This is a genomic window from Pseudarthrobacter sp. SL88, from assembly GCF_026672455.1.
GTDB lineage: Bacteria > Actinomycetota > Actinomycetes > Actinomycetales > Micrococcaceae > Arthrobacter.
Genome location: NZ_JAPPRD010000001.1, coordinates 1,476,566 through 1,495,297, shown reverse-complemented (window position 1 = coordinate 1,495,297; position 18,732 = coordinate 1,476,566). Strand labels below are relative to the sequence as shown.

13 protein-coding genes are annotated in these 18,732 nt (G+C 66.8%); 4 read left to right on the top strand and 9 right to left on the bottom strand.

Annotated elements, in window-relative coordinates:
- Window positions 1-82: 82 nt before the first annotated feature.
- Together OVA06_RS06850 and OVA06_RS06845 are read right to left on the bottom strand one after the other, a co-directional pair.
- A complete protein-coding gene (locus tag OVA06_RS06850) occupies window positions 83-1,195 on the bottom strand; it encodes a branched-chain amino acid aminotransferase (protein ID WP_268157191.1) in 1,113 nt (370 codons plus the stop codon).
- A gap of 104 nt (window positions 1,196-1,299) precedes the next feature.
- Window positions 1,300-2,352 carry a 3-isopropylmalate dehydrogenase gene (locus OVA06_RS06845; protein ID WP_015937447.1) on the bottom strand — a complete coding sequence of 351 codons (1,053 nt, stop codon included), beginning with the start codon at window positions 2,350-2,352 and terminating at the stop codon, window positions 1,300-1,302.
- Window positions 2,353-2,504: 152 nt separating this feature from the next.
- Here OVA06_RS06845 and OVA06_RS06840 point away from each other — a divergent pair, with 152 nt between their 5' ends.
- From OVA06_RS06840 to OVA06_RS06825, 4 genes are all read left to right on the top strand, one after another.
- On the top strand, window positions 2,505-3,698 hold the full coding sequence (locus tag OVA06_RS06840; protein ID WP_268157188.1) for a sensor histidine kinase: 1,194 nt from the start codon (window positions 2,505-2,507) through the stop codon (window positions 3,696-3,698).
- A gap of 3 nt (window positions 3,699-3,701) precedes the next feature.
- Window positions 3,702-4,430 (top strand): response regulator, encoded by a 729-nt coding sequence (locus OVA06_RS06835; protein WP_056085283.1) that lies wholly within the window; start codon window positions 3,702-3,704, stop codon window positions 4,428-4,430.
- A gap of 102 nt (window positions 4,431-4,532) precedes the next feature.
- Window positions 4,533-5,309 carry an ABC transporter ATP-binding protein gene (locus tag OVA06_RS06830; RefSeq protein WP_091721002.1) on the top strand — a complete coding sequence of 259 codons (777 nt, stop codon included), beginning with the start codon at window positions 4,533-4,535 and terminating at the stop codon, window positions 5,307-5,309.
- Window positions 5,310-5,311: 2 nt separating this feature from the next.
- Entirely contained in the window at window positions 5,312-7,807 is a 2,496-nt protein-coding gene (locus tag OVA06_RS06825; protein ID WP_268157185.1) for an ABC transporter permease, read from the top strand.
- Between the two features lie 71 nt (window positions 7,808-7,878).
- Here the strand turns inward: OVA06_RS06825 and metG are convergent, their stop codons facing one another.
- From metG to OVA06_RS06790, 7 genes are all read right to left on the bottom strand, one after another.
- Window positions 7,879-9,438, bottom strand: a complete 1,560-nt coding sequence (metG, locus tag OVA06_RS06820; RefSeq protein ID WP_268157183.1) for a methionine--tRNA ligase — start codon at window positions 9,436-9,438, stop codon at window positions 7,879-7,881.
- A 34-nt stretch (window positions 9,439-9,472) separates the two neighbouring features.
- Window positions 9,473-10,228: an ABC transporter ATP-binding protein gene (locus tag OVA06_RS06815; protein ID WP_091721010.1), complete on the bottom strand. Its 756-nt coding sequence runs from the start codon at window positions 10,226-10,228 to the stop codon at window positions 9,473-9,475.
- Entirely contained in the window at window positions 10,225-13,020 is a 2,796-nt protein-coding gene (locus OVA06_RS06810; RefSeq protein WP_268157181.1) for an ABC transporter permease, read from the bottom strand. Before OVA06_RS06810 ends, OVA06_RS06815 begins: the two co-directional genes overlap by 4 nt.
- Window positions 13,021-13,249: 229 nt before the next feature.
- A complete protein-coding gene (serA, locus tag OVA06_RS06805) occupies window positions 13,250-14,839 on the bottom strand; it encodes a phosphoglycerate dehydrogenase (RefSeq protein ID WP_056085272.1) in 1,590 nt (529 codons plus the stop codon).
- Window positions 14,840-14,984: 145 nt separating this feature from the next.
- A complete protein-coding gene (ilvC, locus tag OVA06_RS06800) occupies window positions 14,985-16,010 on the bottom strand; it encodes a ketol-acid reductoisomerase (protein ID WP_056085271.1) in 1,026 nt (341 codons plus the stop codon).
- 85 nt (window positions 16,011-16,095) lie between these two features.
- Window positions 16,096-16,608: an acetolactate synthase small subunit gene (ilvN, locus tag OVA06_RS06795; RefSeq protein WP_056085269.1), complete on the bottom strand. Its 513-nt coding sequence runs from the start codon at window positions 16,606-16,608 to the stop codon at window positions 16,096-16,098.
- A 2-nt stretch (window positions 16,609-16,610) separates the two neighbouring features.
- Complete coding sequence (locus OVA06_RS06790) at window positions 16,611-18,518, bottom strand: acetolactate synthase large subunit (protein WP_091721016.1); 1,908 nt, start codon at window positions 18,516-18,518, stop codon at window positions 16,611-16,613.
- Between the last annotated feature and the right edge of the window lie 214 nt (window positions 18,519-18,732).

Below are 18,732 nucleotides of genomic sequence, written 5' to 3'. Positions count from 1 at the left end.
GGCACCGGGCTTAAGCGCAAACGGCGCCTGCATGGACCGAAGTCCGGCAGGCGCCGTCGAGCGTTTCCAACCCGTCAGCCGCTCAGGCGAGGCGGGTCAGCCAGCCGTGGGTGTCCGGAACGGTGCCGGTCTGGATGCCCAGCAGCTTCTCGCGGATGGCCATGGTGGTTTCGCCGGCCTTGGCGTCCTCCGAGCCGATGAATTCCGTGGCGTCCTTGAGGACCCCGATGGGAGTGATGACGGCCGCGGTACCGCAGGCAAAGACCTCTGTGATCTCACCGGAGGCAACGCCATCGCGCCATTCATCGAGGGTAATCTTGCGCTCGGTGACGTCCCGGCCCATGTCCTTGGCCACCTGGATGACGGACATCCGGGTGACGCCTTCCAGGATGGTGCCGGTCAGGGCTGGCGTGACCAGGGAGCCGTCCTTCATGACGAAGAAGACATTCATGCCGCCGAGTTCTTCCACGGCGTCGTCGTTGAAGTGGTCAAGGAAGAGGACCTGCTTGCAGCCGTTGGCTTCCGCTTCCTGCTGGGCGATCAGGGAAGCAGCGTAGTTGCCGCCGCACTTCGCGTCGCCCGTTCCGCCGCGCCCGGCACGGGCGTATTCGCGTGAGATCCAGATGGAGACCGGCTTGAGCTCGCCGCCAAAGTAGTTGCCGGCAGGCGAAGCGATGACCCGGAAGGAGACCTCGCGTGCGGCGCGGACGCCGAGGAACGCCTCGGTGGCGATCATGAACGGCCGCAGGTAAAGGGCCTCGCCGTCACCGTTGGGAACCCAGTCCTTGTCCGCGGCCACAAGCTCGCGAATGGCGCCGAGGAAGTACTCCGCGGGCAGTTCGGGCAGGGCAAGCCGGCGTGCGGACTTGTTCAGCCGGGCCGCGTTGGCCTCCGGACGGAACGTCCAGACGGAACCGTCCGCGTGGCGGTAGGCCTTGAGCCCTTCGAAGATCTCCTGGCCGTAGTGGAAGACGGCTGCAGAAGGATCCAGGACGATGGGTCCGTAGGCTTCGACCCGGGGGTCGTGCCACCCGCCGTTACCGTTCGCGTCCACGCTGTAGTCGACGACGGCGGTGTGGTCGGTGAAGTAGTTGCCGAATCCCGGGTTCGCCAGGATGGCTTCACGCTGTTCTGCGGTCTTCGGGTTCGCCGAAGGCTGCAGGCTGAATTCGACGCCATGGGCAGTCTGGGTCATGGTTCCTCCACGATCGGCCGCCGGGGGTTCAGCGCTGAACGGAGGTGGCGGCATTTGGTAATTCGAGACAAGCTTACGCCCGATGCCGGTGGCTCCGGCGCGGGTCAGAGTCCGGCGGCGATGGCGTCGCCGACGGCGGTGGTGCTGCGGGCGGTGCCGTCGCGCTTTTCGACGTCGGCCACTACCGCGGCTTCGATCTTCCGGGCCGCTTCGGCGTAGCCAAGGTGGTCCAGCAGGAGCGCGGCGGAGAGGATGGCCGCCGTCGGATCGGCCTTGCCCTGGCCGGCGATGTCCGGCGCGGAACCGTGGACGGGTTCGAACATGGAGGGCGCCGTGCGGTCCATGTTGATGTTCCCGCTGGCGGCCAGTCCGATGCCGCCGGTGATGGCGGCAGCCAGGTCCGTGAGGATGTCACCGAAAAGGTTGTCGGTGACGATGACGTCGAAGCGGGACGGATCGGTAACCATGAAAATGGTGGCGGCGTCCACGTGCAGGTAGTCGTGGGTGACCTCCGGGAACTCCTGGGCCACGGCCTCGACAGTGCGCTTCCAGAGGTGCCCGGCGAAAACCAGGACGTTGTGCTTGTGGACCAGGGTGACGTGCTTGCGTTCGCGGGCGCTGGCGCGGCGGAAGGCATCGCGGACCACGCGCTCCACGCCGTGGGCGGTGTTCAGGGACACCTCGGTGGCCACTTCGTGCGGGGTGCCGGCGCGCAGGCTGCCGCCGTTGCCCACGTAGGGTCCTTCGGTTCCTTCGCGGACCACGATGAAATCAATGGTGCCCGGGTTGGCGAGGGGACTGCCGACTGTGCCGTACAGCCGTGACGGGCGCAGGTTGACGTAGTGGTCGAGGCTGAACCGCAGTTTCAGGAGCATCTCGCGCTCGATGATGCCGGACGGGATGCGGGTGTCACCGGGGGCTGCCCCGACAGCGCCGAACAGGATGGCATCGCGGGTCCGCAGGTCCGCGAGGACCTCGTCCGGCAAGGTCTCGCCGGTGGCCAGCCAGTGCTCGGCACCAAGCTTGTAGTGGGTCTGCTTGAGCTCCACTCCCTCCGCGGCCACAGCCTTTTCCAGCACTTTGACTGCCTCGGCAATGACTTCAGGGCCGATGCCGTCGCCGGGAATTACTGCAAGGTCAATGGAGGATGCGCTCATATTTTCAGGGTAGCCAAAACATCCATATGCTGGTCAACATGTCTCACTATTCAGACACGACCGTGCCTTGTGCCTCGCGGGCGGACCCTCCGGAAGCGAGATCAGCCTCCGGTATGAGGCGTCGTCAGGCCCCAACCGCATAGAGTTCCCGGGTGGAACGACGGCACAAGATCTATCAATGGCTCCGGGTCAACACCTTCCGGGTGGACCTGGCCCTCATGTTTGCGGTCCTGGTGTTCTGCGGCCCGGTCTATCTCCTCGCCGACAGGCCAGGCCACTTTCTCCTGTCCAGCGCGCTGGTGGTTCCGCTGGCCTGGCGGCGGACCAGCCCGGTCCGTGCCGCAGCAGCCATCGTGCTCGCTTGCCTTGCGCTGTGGGCCGCCGGGCTTGAGCCGCTGGCGGGCCTGGTGGCCGTTCCGCTGATCATCTACGCCGTTGCCGCCTACGGTCCCGCCTGGGCCAGCCGCTCCGTGCTTGGCCTGGGCCTGCTCGGCGGGGTGCTCCTGACCAGCCGCAACCTCAGCAGCACCGCCGAAACCGGAGTCCTTGGCCTGACCATCAGCGCGGTGTATACGGTGTTGATCTGGATGCTGGTCCTGTTCAGCTGGACCCTGGGCGACCTGACCCGGGTGCGGCGCCAGCAGCTCCAGACCCTGTCAGACCGTGCCCGCAGGCTCGAGATCGAACAACAGCAGGAACGGTCACTCGCCGCCGCCGATGAACGCGCCCACATCGCCCGGGAAATGCACGACATTGTGGCCCATTCCCTCTCGGTGATCATCACACAGTCTGACGGCGCCAGGTATGCCGCCGCGGCCAACCCTTCGGTTGCCACCGAGACTTTGGCCACTGTCGCCGCCACAGCCCGGACCTCACTGGCGGAAATGCGGCGCCTGCTGGGCGTGCTGCGGCACGGCGATGAGGCCGCCACCCGTCCGCTGCCCGGGTTGTCAGACGTGGACGAGCTGTTCCTCGGCTTCCGGGCGGCAGGCCTTCCCCTGGCCTTTGAACAGCAAGGCTCCCCGCGCCGGGTTTTTCCGCCCGGTGCCGAACTCACCGCCTACCGGGTGCTCCAGGAGGCGCTCACCAACGTCCTTAAGCACGCAGGGCCCCGGGCCACCGCCAGTGCCGCCATCCGTTGGCAGCAGCGGGGCCTGCAGATAGAGGTGTACGACGACGGCCGGGGCGCCTCCGCGGACCACGCCGGCGACGCTGCGGAAAACGGCGGCAACGGCCTGCGCGGAATGCGGGAGCGAATCAACCTCTACGATGGTTCGTTGGCGGCCGGACCGGCCGCGGGCGGGGGCTTCCTGGTCTCGGCTTTCCTCCCGTACACAGAGGCCTGAGCAATGACACTCCTGGAAGAACACGCGCCTGCGGACAGGATCAGGGTTGCCCTGGTCGATGACCAGCAGCTGGTCAGGTCGGGATTTGGCATGCTGATCAACTCCCAGCCCGACCTCGACGTAGTGGTCGAAGCGGGCAATGGCCTTGAGGCGCTGCAGGCGCTCGGCGCGGTGGCGGCCGACGTCGTCCTGATGGACGTCCGGATGCCGGGCATGGACGGAATTGAAGCCACCCGCCGGCTGATGGAAAGCGCGCTTGCCGCCCCGGCCGGCTCGGCCAGGGCAGAGCTCCGGGTGGTGGTGCTGACAACCTTCGACCTGGACGAGTACGCGCTGGCCGCCATCCAGGCCGGCGCCAGCGGGTTCCTGCTCAAGGACGCTCCTCCCGAGGAACTGCTGGAGGCCATCCGGACCGTACACCGCGGAGACGCTGTCATCGCTCCGTCAACCACCCGGCGGCTCCTGGACCATGTTGCCCCGCTGCTGCGCACCCAAGGCAGCGAACGGCCGGAACACCATGCGGCCGTCCAGCGGCTCACCGCCCGCGAGCGCGAGGTGTTCCAGCTCATTGCGCAGGGACAGTCCAATCCCGAGATCGCGGCAGGCCTGTTTGTGTCCGAGGCCACGGTCAAAACCCATGTGGGGCATATCCTGGCCAAGCTGGGAGCCCGCGACCGGGTCCAGGCCGTGGTGATCGCGTACGAGACCGGAGTGGTCACCCCCGGAGGCTGACAGCGTATGGGCGCGGGCTCAGACCACGGTATGAGCCCGTCCCCGGCAGGACCAGACCCCAGGCCGATCCCCCGGCCGGGTGCCGGCCCATAGCGTGGAACCATGACAACTTCCGTGCATGACCACCCTGGTTTGAACAGGGATAACGCCACTTCCTCCCCCGCTGTCCAGGCACTGTCCCTCACCAAGAACTACGGCCGCGGCGCCACCCGCGTCAGTGCCCTGCGCGAGGTCAGCGTCACCTTCGACGCCGGCCGCTTCACGGCAATCATGGGACCGTCCGGCTCGGGCAAGTCGACCCTGATGCACTGCCTCGCCGGCCTGGACACCGCGGACTCCGGGCAGATCCTGGTGGGCGGGACGGACATCACGGCCCTGAACGACAAGCAGCTCACCGCACTGCGCCGCGACCGGATCGGGTTTGTCTTCCAGGCGTTCAACCTGGTGCCGACCCTGACGGCCGAACAGAACATCACCCTCCCGCTGGCGCTGGCCAACAAAGCCACGGACACCGCCTGGTTCGACACCGTGGTGTCCACACTGGGCCTCAAGGACAGGCTCCGGCACCGGCCGCATGAACTCTCCGGCGGCCAGCAGCAGCGGGTTGCCGTGGCCCGGGCCCTGCTGACCCGGCCCGACGTGGTCTTCGGAGACGAACCCACCGGTAACCTTGATTCGACAGCCGGCGGCGAAGTCCTGTCACTGCTGCGCCGGAGCAGCCGCGAAATGGGCCAGACCATCATCATGGTCACGCACGATCCCGTGGCAGCCAGCTACGCCGACCGGGTGGTCCTGATGAGTGACGGCAACCTGGTGGGCGAGATCGCCGAACCCACCGCCGCATCCGTCCTTGCCGCCCTCGGCAAGCTGGGAGGCTGAGCGTGCTGCGCGTCGCCCTCTCGCAATTCCAGTCCCACAGCCGGCGGTTTATAGCCGTCGGCCTGGCCGTCATGCTGTCGGTGGCATTCCTGTCCACCACACTGATGGTGGGTGCCAGCACCAGGGCGTCGCTGGGCGCCAGCCTTGGCGAGGCGTACAGCAGGGCGGAACTCATCGCCACACCGGACAGGGGTACTTTCAACGGTGCGGCCCTGGCAGCGGCCCGAGGGGTACCTGGCGTCAGCGAAGCATACGGTCGCCTTCAGGCGTATGCGGAATTCACGGCAGGCGGCCAGGAAGTGTTCGCGCAGGCCCGCAACCTGGCGCCCGATGCCCTGGAAACAGCAGCCGTTACCGATGGCGCCCTGCCGGTGCGTGCCGACGGCGTCGCCGTGGACAGCGACACTGCCGGGCGCTACGGGCTGCATGTCGGCGACGCCCTGGAGCTCAGGGCTCCGGACGGCGCCACCACCACGGCGATGACCGTCACCGGGATCCTCCGCGCCAGCCATGATCCTTTCGCCTCCGCCCTCCCGCAACTGCTGGCCGGAACTCCTGCGGTCAGTGCGCTGGCGGCGGACGGCCAGGCCCCCGGTGCCGGCCCGGGCGCTGCGGACGGCTATGCCAGCATCCAGCTTGCGCTGGCGCCGGGCACCGACGTTGCCGCGGCCAGGGCGGGCGCCCTGGCAGCGATTGCCGGCACCGGAACCCCCGCGCAGGTCAAGACCGCGGACGAGCAGGTCACGGCCCAGGTGGCCCTGATGACCGGCGGCCAGGACGAACTGACGGTGGTCCTGCTGGCTTTCGCCGGAATCGCCCTGCTGGTTTCCGGCCTGGTGGTTTCCAACACATTCGCAGTGCTGGTGGCCCAGCGCACCCGGGAACTCGCGCTGCTCCGGTGCCTGGGCGCCGCCCGGGCGCAGGTGCGCAATTCCGTCCTGGCCGAAGCCCTCGTGGTGGGCCTGGTGTCTTCCGTGGCGGGGGTGCTCGCCGCCGTCGGCCTGATGGCAGCCCTGATTGGCTGGGCCGGGACGCAGCCGGACATGGCCTTTGCCACCATGGCGGTGCCGCCGTCGTCCATCGTGGCGGGCCTCGCCGTGGGTACGGTCCTGACCGTGGCCGCCGCCATGGTCCCTGCCAGGGCGGCGACCGCCGTAGCGCCGCTCGCTGCCCTGCGCCCCGCCGACGATGCCGGCATCGGGAACCGGCGCGGCCGGGTACGGCTGGTCATGGGCCTTGCCGCCCTCGCCCTGGGAGTTCCGCTGCTCGCCTTCGGCGCGGCCAGCGTGATGCTGGTAGTGGCGTTCGCCGGCGGCGTGCTGTCCTTCATCGGGGTGTTGCTCTGCGCCACGCTGTTCGTGCCCCGGCTGGTAGGCCTGGCGGGACGGCTGGCCGCTCCCGCCGGCGTCCCCGGCAAACTGGCTGCGCTCAACGCCGTCTGCAACCCTGGGAGGACATCAGTGACGGCTGCCGCCCTGCTCATCGGGGTCACGCTGGTGGCCCTGATGATGACCGGGGCGGCCACCGCACGCCAGGCATTCGATGACGCCCTCGCCGAGACCTACCCGGTGGACATGGCCGTCACCGCTGAGCACCTGACCGCGGCCCAGCAAGACGCCGTGGCGCGGATCGATGGCGTTGCGGCTGCCGCGCTGCTGCCCGCGGCGGGGCGTTTCGAGCAGCAGGGCGCGGAAAACCCCGTCTACGCGGTCGGCGCAGCGGAGGCCGGACGGCTGCTCCGCGACACCACACTCGTCCTGGAGCCCGGGAAGATCTACCTGCCCGAGGGCGCCCAAGCGGGGCGCGTCGACGTCAACGGCGCATCCGGCACGGCCACCCTGGAGGCAGAGGTCCTGCGGACCCGCAACATTCCGGCGCTCGTCTCCGCGGAGACCGCGCAGCAGTCCGGCCTGCTGGGCGATGCCACGGCGGGCAGCACCGTGTGGGTGCGCCTTGCAGACGCCCCCGGCGGCGGGCAGCTGTCCGGGGACCGCATCAAGGACATCCAGTCCGCCGTTGCCACGGCAACCGGGGTGGCCAGCGGGGCGGTCAGCGGTGCGGCCATCGAGCGTGTCACCTTCAACGAGGTCATCGACGTGCTGCTCCTGGTGGTCACAGGCCTCTTGGGGGTCGCGGTGCTGATCGCGCTAATCGGCGTGGCCAACACCCTGTCCCTGTCCGTGCTGGAGCGGACGCGTGAGAACTCCCTGCTGCGGGCGCTGGGCCTGACCCGTGGCCAGTTGCGCGGAATGCTCGCGCTGGAAGCCGTCCTGGTTGCCGCCGTCGCGGCGCTGCTCGGCTCAGCCCTGGGAACTGTGTACGGATGGCTGGGCGCCCGTTCGGCGCTCGGCAGCCTGGCCGCGGTCACGCCGGTGGTTCCGTGGCTGCAGCTGGCGGGGGTGCTGGCCGTGGCAATCGCCGCCGGGCTGCTGGCATCGGTCCTTCCCGCCAGGCGGGCGTCCCGGCTGTCACCGGTGCAGGGGCTCGCCACCACGTAGATCCGCCGGAGGCACCACTAAAAAGGGCAGGAGTGCGGAAATCCCGCGGCTCCTGCCCTTTCGTGAACCAGCTATGCCTCTGCCGGTTCCTCGTACTTGGGGAACACCGGCGCCGGTGCAGGCAGGGGCGTCCCGGCGGCGATGCGCGTGGGGACTGCTGCGAACTGGCGTGCGTCCCCTTCCGGCTGGCCGAGGGCGTCAAGCAGCCGCGCCGTCGAACCCGGCATCACCGGCTGGGCGAGGATTGCCACGATGCGCAGCACCTCCAGGGTGACGTAGAGGACGGTGTTCATGCGTTCGACGTCGGTCTTCCGCAGCACCCAGGGCGCCTGTTCGGCGAAGTAGGCGTTCGTGTCGCCAAGGACCGCCCAGATGGCCTCGAGGGCGCGGCTGAACTCCTGCTTGTCGAAGGCCGCACGCGCTGTGTCCAGCAAGGCACCGGCCCGTTCCAGGATGGCGGTGTCAGCATCCGTGAAAGCGCCCGGGGTGGGAACGGCTCCCCCGCAGTTCTTGGCCACCATGGACAGGGAACGTTGCGCCAGGTTGCCGAAGTTGTTCGCCAGGTCCGAGTTCATCCGGCCCACGATGGCCTCATGGTTGTAGCTGCCGTCAGCTCCGAACGGCACCTCGCGGAGGAAGAAGAACCGCACCTGGTCCAGGCCGTACTGCTCCACGAAATCGGCCGGTGCCACCACGTTGCCCAGCGACTTGGACATCTTGACGCCGTTGTTGTGCAGGAAGCCGTGGATCATGACGCGCTTGGGCAGTTCCAGGCCGGCACTCAGGAGGAACGCGGGCCAGTAGATGGCGTGGAACCGGGAGATGTCCTTGCCGATCACATGGACATCGGCCGGCCAGAACCGGCGGAACTTCTCCGAGTCCACGTCCGGGTAGCCCACACCGGTGAGGTAGTTGGTCAGCGCATCCACCCACACGTACATGACGTGGTTGCTGTTGCCCGGCACCGGGACGCCCCAGTCAAAGGTGGTGCGGCTGATGGACAGGTCCTCAAGGCCGCGCTTGACGAAGCTGATCACTTCGTTGAACCGGGACTGCGGGGCACCGAACTCCGGCTGCGCTTCGTAGAGGGCCAGCAGCTTGTCCTGGTACGCCGACAGCCGGAAGAAATAGCTCTCCTCGGCCGTCCACGTCACCTCGGTGTCCGTCTCTTTCGAGTAGCGCACGCCGTCGTCCTTCACGACTGTCTCATCCTCGCCGTAAAACGCTTCGTCACGGACGGAGTACCAGCCCTCGTACTTGTCGAGGTAAATGTCGCCGTTGGCTTCCATCTTTTTCCAGATGGCCTGAGAGGCTGCGTAGTGGTCCTCGTCCGTGGTGCGGATGAAGCGGTCGTACGTGATGCCGAGGGCTTCGTGCGCCGCCTTATAGACTTCCGCGTTCCGGTCCACCAGCTCCTTGGGAGTGGTGCCTTCCTTTTCGGCAGTCTGGGCGATCTTCATCCCGTGCTCGTCCGTGCCCGTCAGGAACATCACGTCGTAGCCGTCCAGCCGCTTGAAGCGCGCCATGGCGTCGGTGGCGATGTACTCGTAGGCGTGGCCGATGTGCGGCACGCCGTTGGGGTAGGTGATGGCCGTGGTGATGTAGAACGGCGTTTTCTCTGAAGCAGTCACGTGCGGACAGTTACCTTCGATGCGGAGGGACGGGCTAGATCAGTTCAGTCAGGCTATCGCTCAGCCGGACCAGTTCGTGGTCGTGTGACGCCACCAGGACGGCGATGCCGTCTGAGGTGGTGTCCTTGAGGATACTGATGATGCGGTTGGCAGAGGCGCGGTCCAGGCTGGCGGTGGGCTCATCCACCACCAGGACGCGGGTGCCCAGGATCAGGGCGCGGGCGATGGCGACGCGCTGCCGCTCACCGCCGGAAAGCTGCGCGGGCCGGTGCCGCATGCGCCGGCCCAGGCCCACCAGGTCCAGGAGGTCCTTGGCCATGTCGCGGCGCTGGTCCACTTCGCCGTCGGGGACGGCGGGCAGGAGGACGTTTTCCAGGGCGCTCATGCCGTCAATCAGGGCACCGCCCTGGTCCACGTAGCCGATCAGCGCGCGACGGCGGTCGGCAATTTCGTCGTCGCCCATGCTTTCAAGGGAATCGCCTTCCCAGAAGACGCGTCCCGACGTCGGCAGGGTCAGTCCCGCGCCGACCGTGAGGATGCTGGTCTTGCCCGAGCCGCTTCGGCCGGCGACGCAGTGCATCTCGCCTGCGTGCAGCGTCAGGTCGAAGCCCTCCACGACGCTGACGGCTTCGGCTCCGCCCTTGCCGCCGCCATAGCGGATGGTGATGTCACTCAGCTCCAGCGGGGTGGCGTGGTCAGCCGCCTTGACGATGGTGTTGGCGCGGGTCTGCAGGGGAACCTCGCCGGAGCCGCCCCTGCGGCTCCGCTGGACATTCGTCGGGTTTGTCATTGGACCACTTTCGTTGCAATTGGAATCCAGCAAAGTACTGCCACGAGGCCGGCAACGCCTGCCCACAGCGCGGCGTAGGGGGCCAGGAGGAGGCCGATGCCGAGGGCGCCCAGCACGCCCAGGGGCAGGGCGACGGTTCCCACCAGCGCGTTTTCGAACAGGCGGACCTGACGCAGCATGTCGGGGTTCCAGCCCATGGCCTCGAGGATGCCCAGGTACTGGCGCTTGGCGTTCAGTTCGAACCTGCCGGTGACCAGGGTGAGGATGAGTCCCACTGCCACCCCGGCGATGGCCAGCAGGATGCTGGGCAGCGCCACGCTGGCTGCGGCAAGCCCGCTCAGCGCGCTGGCGCCGGCAGCGCGGGGAATGTCGATGAGCAGTGCAATCAGTCCGCCCACGGCGGCGCCGAAGACACCCACTGCCACGGCCAGGGACAGGGTGTTGAACTTATTGGTGCCCAGCTGGCGGTTGGCGAAGGTCAGCGGCGAGTCCACCGGGATCAGCCGTTCGTCGTGCTGCGGTTCCTGGTCGATGACGTCGCGGTGCCTGAGCTGCTGTGCGGCAAACAGTGCCGCGGCGGCGTAGAGCACCAGGACTGCGGCGCACACCAGCGCGGTGGACAGGCTCCAGCTGATGAGGCTCAAGACGAGGCCTGCCACGGCCAGCAGGACCGCGCCGACGCCGAATTCCTCGAGTACCCAGCTGCGGATCCGCCGCTGGGTCCAGCCCATGGCGCGCAGGGTCCCTGCCTCGCTGCGACGTTTACGGATGTAGCTGACGGTCGATGCCCCGGTGAGCAGGGCGCCACCGCAGAGGGTCAGGAAGAGCAGGGTGACGTTGGTTCCGGACAGCGAACCGGTGACGGCGTCGGCGGCGTTCTGCCGGACCCAGGACTGCTGCACGGTGCCCAGCGGCGATTCCTTGCCGGCGTCGTCCTTGGAGTAGCCGGGTACAAAGATGCTGGCGTCTTCACGGGCTGAACCTGCCACGATGGTGGCTTCCAGTCCCATGTCGCGGATCTCCGCGGCGAGCTTTTCGACGTCGGGCTGTGCTTCCTTCCAGCTGCCCGGCGCCTTGGCGCGGACCCGGATGGCGTCGATGACGTTGGCGTTGTTGGTGTAGCCGCGGGCCGCGGCCAGGCCGTAGTAGTCCGTGATGGCGCCCGCGGACTGGCTGGCCAGTCCGGTGGCGCTGAGGGACGGCTGAAGCTCCGTGGCCGGAACATCCTTGCCTTCGGCGTCCTTGACCATCGTGAACGGCGTGGGGTCGTAGCCGCCCAGGGGCAGCTTGTTGACGTCGCCGGATGCCTCGGCGACTGCGGCGGGGTCGAAGGTGCCGTACACCATGGCCAGCGGGGAGGCCTGCTTCTGTCCGGTGGACAGGTTGTCCCGGTAGGAGCGCTCGTCCACGGGCTCGCGCTGGGTCTGGTCCACCGGGGCGCCGTTGGCGCTCTTTTCGGGCAGGCGGTTGACGGTTACCCATTCACCGGGGACGGCGTTCTTGTCCACGGCACCGTTGGCCGCCGTGCCGGCGTCGGTGTACTTGGGAGCTGCCGCGAAGTCGGTGCTCCATTTTGCGGGCGTGTAGAGGCCCTGGTTGAAGTTTCCGTTGGCGCCCAACAGCGACGTGTGGTCGGTCGAGCCGGGCCAGGACAGCGCGAAGGGGTCCTTCGAGACGAAGGGAAGGTAGTCCTTGTCGAGCGAGCGGGTGGCGGTGCCCACCTCGTTGATGACCTTGCCGGAGTCGTCGATCTCTTCGATCTTGACGTTGTACTTCAGATCAAGGGAGGTGCCGGAGCGGACCACGAGGGGGATGGCCTGGGAATCGGTCGTCAGCTGGCCGGTGCGCTTGGCCTGCTGGTACTGGGTCATCAGCGGTGCCCAGTACTTGAGCTTCACGCCGAGGAAGTCAGGCCCGTCCTTGAGTTCATCGAGGCCGATGCCATTGGTGAAAAGGCCTTCGAGGTACCGGCCGACGGCGCCGGCGTTGCGTGCGTCGGCAGGCGGCGCTTTTTCGAGCGGGGCCAGGAAGTCCCCGGCAGTGCCGAGGAGGGCGCGCTCCGATGCGGGGTCAACGGCCACCACGGATTCCGTCACCTCGGGCGCGAGCGGCAGGGAGACGGAAAGGTTGAACAGGTTGTGCTCGGAACCGCCGGCCGGAGACGGAAATTTGATGCCGGTTTCGCCCGCTGGCGCAGCGATGCGGATGCTGCTGCCTCCGGCGGCCTTCTCCTCGACGAGCTTGGCCTTGCCCAGGGTTCCCTCGGCGGTGGACTTGAACAGTGTCTGTTCGGAAACGCCGTCCGAGCTGACTGCGCTGGCGGTCAGGCGGTACTTCTTGGCTTTGTCGCCCAGCACGGATTCGGCGGCGGGCCACTGGTCCGGGGACGTGGCTCCAGCGGCCTGGTCAGCCGTTGCCGTTCCGGCGAGGCCGGCGTTGTAGCCGAGGTAGTCCATGGCGTCCAGCCGGGGCGCTTCGAGGTTCTGCGTCACGCGGGACACGAGGCTGATGGGGGCAGCCACCGACGTTCCGGAGAGCTTCCGGATCGAATCCAGCTGCTCGAAGCTGATGCCGCCGGTGCCGTTGGCGATCTCGGGCTGGAGCAGGGCTCCGGCAGGAGCCTTGGCCTGGACCAGCACGTCGTACAGGCCGCGTGAATTCTCATCCACGGTCCTGTTGAGTGCAGCCTGTGACTGGCTTTGGACGAGGACCGACAAGCACATGGCTGCGATCAGGATGGCCGCGGTCAACAGCAGCACTTTGCTCCTGATGAACCTCTGGACGGCGTTCATTGAACTCCCTGAGACCTGGATTGCGTGGCGCACACCCGTGTCGACCACGTGGCGGCAGCGGACATGGACGATTACGGACGGATGTGCAAAAAGTATTGGCCGGCCTGCCGGACCGGTCCCGAAACGGGACCAGGCCATATTAAGCAGACCGGCCAATCATACGTGGCCGCGCCGGGACGCGCCGAGCGGAGACGTGTCGTTCGGCGTTTCGTGCGGCCGGGCGGACTGGTTAGTCTTCCAGGTCCACTTCGCGGACCATCTCGGCGCCGATGCCGGCCTTGATGGCGTCCAGGACCTGCTGCGGCACAGAGCTGTCGATGGTCAGCAGCGCCAGCACCTGTCCGCCTTCGTCGTGGCGGGCCACCTGCATGCCGGCGATGTTGATGTTGTTCATGCCCAGGATGTGGCCGATGGTGCCGATGACGCCGGGACGGTCGGCGTAAGCCACCACCACGAGGTGTTCGCTGATGGGGATTTCCACCTCGAAGCCGTTGATGCCCACCAGCTTCTGGACCTGCTTGGGACCGGTCAGGGTGCCGGCCACGGAGATCTGGCTGCCATCGCTCAGGGCGCCGCGCAGGGTCAGTACGTTGCGGTAGGACTCGGTATCCGGGGTGGTGATCAGGCGGACGTTGATGCCGCGCTGTTCGGCAATCACCGGGGCGTTGACGTAGGAAACCTGCTCGGTGACAACGTCGGCGAAAATACCCTTCAATGCAGCCAGTTCCAGGACCTTGACGTCCAGCGAGGAGATTTCGCCGGCAACCTCAATGTCGAACTGCGTCAGCGAGTCGTGGGTCAGTGCCGTGAAGATGCGGCCCAGCTTCTCGATGAGCGGGATGCCGGGGCGCACGTCGGGGGCGATGACACCGCCGGCCACGTTGACTGCATCCGGAACCAGTTCGCCGGCCAGGGCCAGGCGGACAGACTTGGCAACGGACACGCCGGCCTTTTCCTGGGCCTCATCGGTGGAAGCCCCAAGGTGCGGGGTGACCACGACGTTGTCGAGCTTGAAGAACGGAAGGTCCGTGCTCGGCTCCTTGGAGAAGACGTCGACGCCGGCACCGGCGATGTCGCCGTCCTGCAGGGCCGTGAACAGGGCCTCTTCGTCCACGAGGCCGCCGCGGGCGACGTTGATGACGTAGGCGGTGTTCTTCATCTTCTTGAAGGCATCCGCTCCGAGCATGCCCACGGTTTCCGGGGTCTTCGGCATGTGGATGGTGATGAAGTCGGACTGGGCGAGCAGCTCGTCCAGGGTGACCAGCTGGACGCCGAGCTGGGCTGCGCGGGCCGAGGTGATGTAGGGGTCGTACGCAAGGATCTTGGTGTCGAAGCCCTTCAGGCGGGCTGCCACGAGGGCGCCGATGCGGCCGAGGCCGATGATGCCGATCTTCTTTTCGAAGAGCTCGATACCGGTGTACTTGGACCGCTTCCATTCGCCGTCCTTGAGGGCGGCGCTGGCCTGCGGGATGTGGCGGGCAAGGCTGAGGATGTGGCCCACCGTGAGTTCGGCCGCGGAGACGATGTTGGACGTGGGGGCATTGACCACCATGACGCCGGCCTGGGTGGCGGCTTTGATGTCCACGTTGTCGAGCCCCACTCCGGCGCGGGCGATGACCTTGAGGTTCTTCGCCGCTGCGATGGCTTCGGCATCCACCTGCGTTGCGGAACGGACCAGGATGGCGTCAACATCGCCAATCGCCGAGAGCAGCTGGGAACGGTCAGCGCCGTCGGCCTGGCGGATCTCAAAGTCCGGGCCAAGGGCCTCGACGGTAGCGGGAGAAAGTTCTTCGGCGAGCAGTACTACGGGTTTTGACACGGCTGATCCTCTGCGTTGCAGTCCTGGGGATGGGAACAAGTCTAGGCCGACGGAAAGGCCGGGCTCACATTGTTAAGTGTGAACCCGGCCTCATCGCGGCACTTTAGCTGGCTGTCGCGCGTTCGCCTGGCGGCGCGCGGTGGCCTTAGCGGGCTGCGGAACCTTCGACGTAGTCCGCGTCCTGCTGCTGCCAGGAGAAGAGGGAGCGCAGTTCGCGGCCAACCTCTTCGATGGGGTGCTGCTCTGCCTTGGCACGCAGTTCCTTGAACTCAACGCCGCCGTTGTCCTGGTCCTCGATGAACCGCTTGGCAAAGGCGCCGGACTGGATGTCAGCCAGGACTGCCTTCATGTTCTCCTTCACCTCGGGGGTGATGACGCGCGGGCCGGAGACGTAGTCGCCGTATTCCGCGGTGTCGGAGACGCTCCAGCGCTGCTTGGCGATGCCGCCTTCCCACATGAGGTCCACGATGAGCTTGAGCTCGTGCAGCACCTCGAAGTAGGCGATCTGCGGCTGGTAGCCGGCTTCGGTCAGGGTTTCGAAGCCGTACTGGATCAGCTGGGACACGCCGCCGCACAGGACGGACTGCTCGCCGAAGAGGTCCGTTTCGGTCTCTTCGGTGAAGGTGGTCTTGATGACGCCGGCGCGGGTGCCGCCGATGGCCTTGGCGTAGGACTTCGCCAGGTCCCAGGCGGAGCCGGAAGCGTCCTGCTCCACGGCGATGATGTCGGGGATGCCGCGGCCGGCTTCGAATTCGCGGCGCACGGTGTGGCCGGGAGCCTTCGGGGCAACCAGGATGACGTCAACGCCCTCGGGCGCCTGGATGTAGCCGAAGCGGATGTTGAAGCCGTGGGCGAAGGCCAGTGCCTTGCCGGGGGTCAGCTTGTCCTTGATGGAGTCGTTGTAGATCGAGCGCTGGTACTGGTCCGGCGCCAGGATCATGATGACGTCGGCCCATTCGGCGGCGTCGGCAACGTTCTTGACCGTGAAGCCGGCGTCCTCGGCCTTGGCGGCTGACTTGGAGCCGTCCTTCAGGGCGATGACAACCTCGACGCCGGAATCGCGAAGGTTCAGTGCGTGGGCGTGGCCCTGCGAGCCGTAGCCAACGATGGCAACTTTGCGGCCCTGGATGATCGACAGGTCGGCGTCGTCGTCGTAGAACATTTCAGTCACTTGCGTAACTCCTCTTGAGTGGTTTTGTACATGGTGGTCTTGCGGTGCTGCGGTTACGGGCAAACGTCCCGCCGTGGCGTACTGCCTAGGCGGAGCGCAGTGCCCGGTCACTCATGGAGCGGGATCCCCGTCCAACGGCCAGGGTGCCGGACTGCACAATTTCGCGGATGCCGAAGGGCTCCAGCACTGACAGCAGTGCCGTGAGCTTTTCGGGATGGCCGGTGGCCTCGATGACGACGGAGTCTGTGGACACGTCGACCACCGAGGCGCGGAACAGGTCTGCAGCCTGGGTCACCTGCAGGCGTGTTGCGGCATCCGCACGTACTTTGACCAGGATGTGGTCGCGCTGTACGGAAGATTCGGAGGTCAGTTCAACGATCTTGATCACGTTCACCAGCTTGTTGAGCTGCTTGGTGACCTGCTCGATGAGCTCACCATCGGCGTCGACCACCACTGTCATCCGGGAAATGCCCGTGACTTCGGTGGGGCCAACGGCCAGGGAGTTGATGTTGAAGGCCCGGCGGGCAAAGAGGCTTGCCACGCGGGTGAGGACGCCGGGTTTGTCTTCAACCAGGACGGAAAGTGTATGGCGGCTCATGGTCAGTCTTCCTCTTCCCAGTCCGGGGTCATGTTGCGGGCAACCTGGATCTGGTCGTTGCTCACGCCGGCGGGCACCATCGGCCACACCATTGAGTTGGGGCTCACCACGAAGTCGATCACCACGGGGCGGTCGTTGATTTCGAGGGCCTTCTGGATGGTGGCGTCGATGTCCTCGTCGCGTTCGCAGCGGAAGGAAGCGCAGCCGTAGGCCTCCCCCAGCTTGACGAAGTCCGGGATACGGACGGTGTCGTGGCCGGTGTTGAGGTCGGTGTTGGAGTATCGGCCTTCGTAGAAGAGGGTCTGCCACTGCCGCACCATGCCCAGCGAGGAGTTGTTGATGACGGCAACCTTGATGGGGATCTTGTTGATGGCGCAGGTGGCCAGTTCCTGGTTGGTCATCTGGAAGCAGCCGTCGCCGTCGATGGCCCAGACCACGCGGTCCGGCTCCCCCACCTTGGCGCCCATGGCTGCCGGCACGGCGTAGCCCATGGTTCCGGCGCCGCCCGAGTTCAGCCAGGCGTGCGGGCGCTCGTACTTGATGAACTGCGCGGCCCACATCTGGTGCTGGCCCACGCCCGCCACGTAGATGCCTTCGGGGCCCGTGAGGGCGCCGATGCGTTCGATGACCTTCTGCGGTGCGGTGAGCCCGTCCTCGGGTTCGGTAAAGCCCAGCGGGTAGGTTTCCTTGAGGTTGTTCAGGAAAGCCCACCAGGTGGTGAGGTCCGGGGTTCCGGCGGCCTCGAACTGGGCCCGCACGGCCTCGGTCAATTCGGGAATGATCTCCTTGACCGAGCCCACGATCGGAACGTCCGCGGTGCGGTTCTTGGAGATTTCCGCGGGGTCGATGTCTGCATGGATCACTTTGGCGTGCGGCGCAAACGTCTTGAGGACACCGGTGACGCGGTCATCAAAGCGGGCGCCCAAAGTGATCAGCAGGTCCGACTGCTGCAGGGCGGTCACCGCCGAGACAGTGCCGTGCATGCCGGGCATGCCGACGTGCTGCGGGTGCGAGTCCGGGAACGCACCCTTGGCCATCAGGGTGGTCACCACCGGCGCACCGGTGGCTTCGGCCAGCGCCCGCAGCTCGGCGCTGGCGTGGGCCTTGACCACACCGCCGCCAACGTAGAGGACCGGCTTGGTGGCCGCCGCGATGAGCTTTGCCGCCTCGCGTACCTGCTTGTTGTGGCCGCGGGTGACAGGCCGGTATCCGGGCAGGTCAATGCGGGGCGGCCAGGAGAAGGTCATCTGGCCCACCTGTGCGTCCTTGGCAACGTCCACGAGGACGGGGCCCGGACGGCCGGTGGAGGCCAGGTGGAAAGCTTCCGCCATGACATGCGGGATGTCGTTGGGGTCGGTGACCAGGAAGGAGTGCTTGGTGATGGGCATGGTGATGCCCACGATGTCCGCTTCCTGGAAGGCGTCAGTGCCAATGACACCGCTGGACACCTGGCCGGTGATGGCCACCAGGGGCACGGAGTCCATGTGGGCATCCATGATGGCGGTAACGAGGTTGGTGGCGCCGGGGCCGGAGGTGGCGATGCACACGCCCACCCGTCCCGTCACCATGGCGTAGCCTTGCGCGGCGTGGCCGGCTCCCTGTTCGTGACGGACCAGCACGTGGTTCATGGTGGAGGCCATCAAGGGGTCGTAGGTGGGCAGGATCGCGCCACCAGGCAAACCGAAAATATCGTCGACGCCGAGTTCTTCGAGCGAGCGGACAATAGCTTGCGAGCCGGTCATCACCGTTGGGGGTACAACGTTGTTCGGCCCAAGGACAGGAGAGACAGCAGCAAGGTCAGCGACGACGGCGGCATGCTCAGCCGTCCGGTCGGCACGTTCCGGAGCCTTGGGGGCTCCAGGGGACTTGGCAGCCATCAGCGAGGGGCTGATCGGCGATCCTTTGCTCATCGGACTCTTCCTTGTGGATCATCAATAACGGTGAAACTGCGGGGGAATAAAAAAACCCCTCAAGCCGTGCTGGCTCTTCGAGGGGTTTGCGCGTGACAGTTCGTTGCCGGGGCTAGTGAGCCACGCGCTTGGTAAGGACGACGACTGCAACTGCGCAGTTGGTAACGAAAGTCATGCGTTCAGTTTTCCCTCTGGTGTGACGGGTGTCAACGCG